Source organism: Calidithermus terrae (assembly GCF_003574345.1).
Lineage (GTDB): Bacteria > Deinococcota > Deinococci > Deinococcales > Thermaceae > Calidithermus > Calidithermus chliarophilus.
Map to the genome: position 1 here is coordinate 1 of NZ_QXDL01000334.1, position 2772 is coordinate 2772.

Annotated in this window: 2 protein-coding genes; one reads left to right on the forward strand and one right to left on the reverse strand. The window is 71.2% G+C overall.

The features are described from left to right. Window positions 1-286 precede the first annotated feature (286 nt). Window positions 287-1909 (reverse strand): N-acyl-D-amino-acid deacylase family protein, encoded by a 1623-nt coding sequence (locus Mterra_RS20260; RefSeq protein WP_119316744.1) that lies wholly within the window; start codon window positions 1907-1909, stop codon window positions 287-289. Window positions 1910-2305: 396 nt separating this feature from the next. Between Mterra_RS20260 and Mterra_RS22635 the strand changes: the two genes are divergently transcribed. Then, window positions 2306-2749 carry a hypothetical protein gene (locus tag Mterra_RS22635; RefSeq protein WP_170159765.1) on the forward strand — a complete coding sequence of 148 codons (444 nt, stop codon included), beginning with the start codon at window positions 2306-2308 and terminating at the stop codon, window positions 2747-2749. Window positions 2750-2772: the final 23 nt, after the last annotated feature.

Genomic DNA, 2772 nt, shown 5'->3' on the forward strand with positions numbered 1-2772 from the left:
GTGTGCGGCTCACGCGGGAGGGGGTGGGCGGGGTGGCGCAGACGGGCATGCCGCCGAGTCAAGGTGCGGCCCGCACCCCCGCGTACGCGGGCACCGAGGGCCGGCGGCATGCCCGCGAGTCCCTCGGGGGCCGCCAGGGGGAGCAGGTTTCCGGCGTACGCCGGGTCGCGTACCGCGATGCCCTCGCCATGTGGAATGGCCTCCCCCTCGCTCCCCTGACGGCGGAGCGGGGGACACCAAACCACAGCACCGCAAACCGCCACTGCCTTACCAGACAGAGTGAGCCTCAGCTCGCCGCACTTCTCCAGCCTGGCCCCCGCACGACCTGTCCCGGCGTCGCTCCGGTGTGCTGGCCCTCCTCGAGCACCCGCACCCCGTTGACCCACACCGCGTCCACGCCCACCGAGAGCCGGTGGGGGTCTTCGAAGGTGGCACGGTCGGTGATGGCGTCGGGGTCGAAGAGTACGAGGTCGGCCTTGCAGCCGGGGGCGATGCGGCCGCGGTCGAAGAGGGAGAGGCGGTTGGCGGGGAGGGAGGTCATCTTGCGGACGGCCTCCTCGAGGCTCAGCAGGCCTTCCTCGCGCACGTAGCGCCCGAGCACGCGGGGGTAGCTGCCGTAGCCGCGGGGGTGGACCGGCCCGTGCGCCCTCGCCCACTCCGGGTCGAAGCCGCCCGCGTCGGTGGAGACCATGACCCAGGGCTGGGAGAGCTCGAGGCGCAGGTTGTCCTCGCTCATGCTGAAGTAGATGGTGCCGATGCGCTGCCCCTCCGAGACCAGCAGGTCGAAGACGGCCTCGAGAGGGTCCTGGCCGCGCATGGCCGCGATCTGTGAGAGCCGCCTGCCCACGTAGACCTGGTTCTCGGGCTTCTGGAAGCCCACCGGCATGACGTGCTCGGCGCGGGAGCGGGTGTCCACGTCGGGGCTGGGGCCCTCGAGCTCGGCCCGGACGCGGGCGCGCACCGCGGGGTCGCGCAGCTTCTCGTAAAGCCCGCCGCCTTCTGCGACCCAGTTGGGCAGCATGGCCGTGAGGCCGGTGCCGCTGGCGGTGTAGGGGTACACGTCGGCGGTCACGTCCTGCCCGGCCTTGCGGGCCTGGTCGATGCGGGCGATGGCCCGGGCCATCTTGGGCCAGTTGTCCTCGCGCGAGGCCTTGAGGTGATAGACCTGCACCGGCAGGTTGGCCCGCCGCCCGATCTCCAACGCCTCATCGAGCGCCTCGAGCAGCCGGTCGCTCTCCGAGCGCAGGTGGGTGACGTAGATCCCGCCGTGCTCAGCCACCGCCTTGCAGACCTCCACGATCTCGTCGGTGTCGGCGTAGTCGTCGGGGGGGTAGATGAGGGCGTAGGACACCCCGAAAGCCCCGTCCTCCATGGCCTCGCGCACGACGCGGCGCATGACCTCGAGCTCCTCCCGGCTGGCCTTGCCCATGCGCATGCCGCAGGCGTACTCGCGCAGGGTGCCCCCGCCCAGGAAGCTGCCCACGTTGGGGGAGACGCCCCGCCGGGCCATGGCCTCGAGCCAGTCCCCGAAGCGCCGCCACGAGCGCACACGCTCGTTCCAGGCCTCGGGCACGTAGGGCGCGAGCTTGCGCGGCGCGATCTGCCCGCCCTGCGGCGCGGGGGTCCAGGCCTCGCCCATGATCTCGGTGGTCACGCCCTGCGTCACCTTCGACAGGCAGCGCCCGTCGCGCATGAGGGGCTGGATGGAGTGGGAGAGGATGTCGATGAAGCCCGGCGCCAGCACGCGGCCGTCGGCCTCGAGCACCGCCCGGGCCTCGCGGGCCGAAAGCTGCCCCGCCGGGGCGACCGCCGCGATGGTTTCCCCCGCGACCGCCACGTCCCCGTAGAACCAGGGGTTGCCGCAGCCGTCCACCACGCGGGCTTTGCGGATGATCTGGTCGTAGCGCACGGGGTCTAGTGTAAGTCAAGGGGCGAGCGCCGGACGCCGGGCGTGGGGCACGGCGCGGGTCGTACGTCCTACGCCGAACGCTGAACGCCGAACGCAAGACGCAAAACGCAAAACGCAAAACGCTAAAGGCATGTCCTATGTCCTACGTCGTACGTCGTACGCAAGACGCAAAACGCAACACGACTTGGCCCTCGACAAGCCACGGGCCACGGGCCCTGAGCCCGCCGTTCATACCAGCCCGATCCATCCTTCGGCTGTTGCGCGTCGGCAGGTCGGGCGTGGTAGACATAGGCATGGAAAAACCGGGCGGTTGGGCGGTGGGATTTTCGCGGCGTCTTCACAAACACTGTGCCTTGTTTTATTGAAGGCGGCCCTCGAGGACGCCTACACTGAACCATGGCAACCCCAGTGCGCAACTCGTGGCTCAAGCCCGCCGGTCTGGTGGTGGCCGGGGCGGCTCTGGCGCTGGCGGGCTTTTTCGCCGGGCGGCTATCGCAGGGCTCGAGCCCTTACGCGGCCCTTCCGGCGGGCGTGGCCCGTCTTGTGCAATTCCAAACGCCCTTCCAGGGCCCTCCCGACCAGGGGGCCCAGGAGCTCATCCCGCTGCCGGGGCCCGGCCAGGGGCAGCAGCCGGGGCAGGGGCAGCAGCCCCAGCAACAGCCGGGCCAGGGGCAGCAGCCCCAGGAGTGCCCGATCTTCATCTACCAGGACGGGCGGCTGTACCAGCTCCCGCGCCCGGGGCAGCAGCCGCAGCAGCAACAACAGCCCGGGCCCGGCAACGGGCCGTTCCCCGGCCAGCCGGGGGGTTCGCCCGAGCTCATCCCGCTCGACCCCACCTAATCTCCACCCCCGCCCACCGCCCG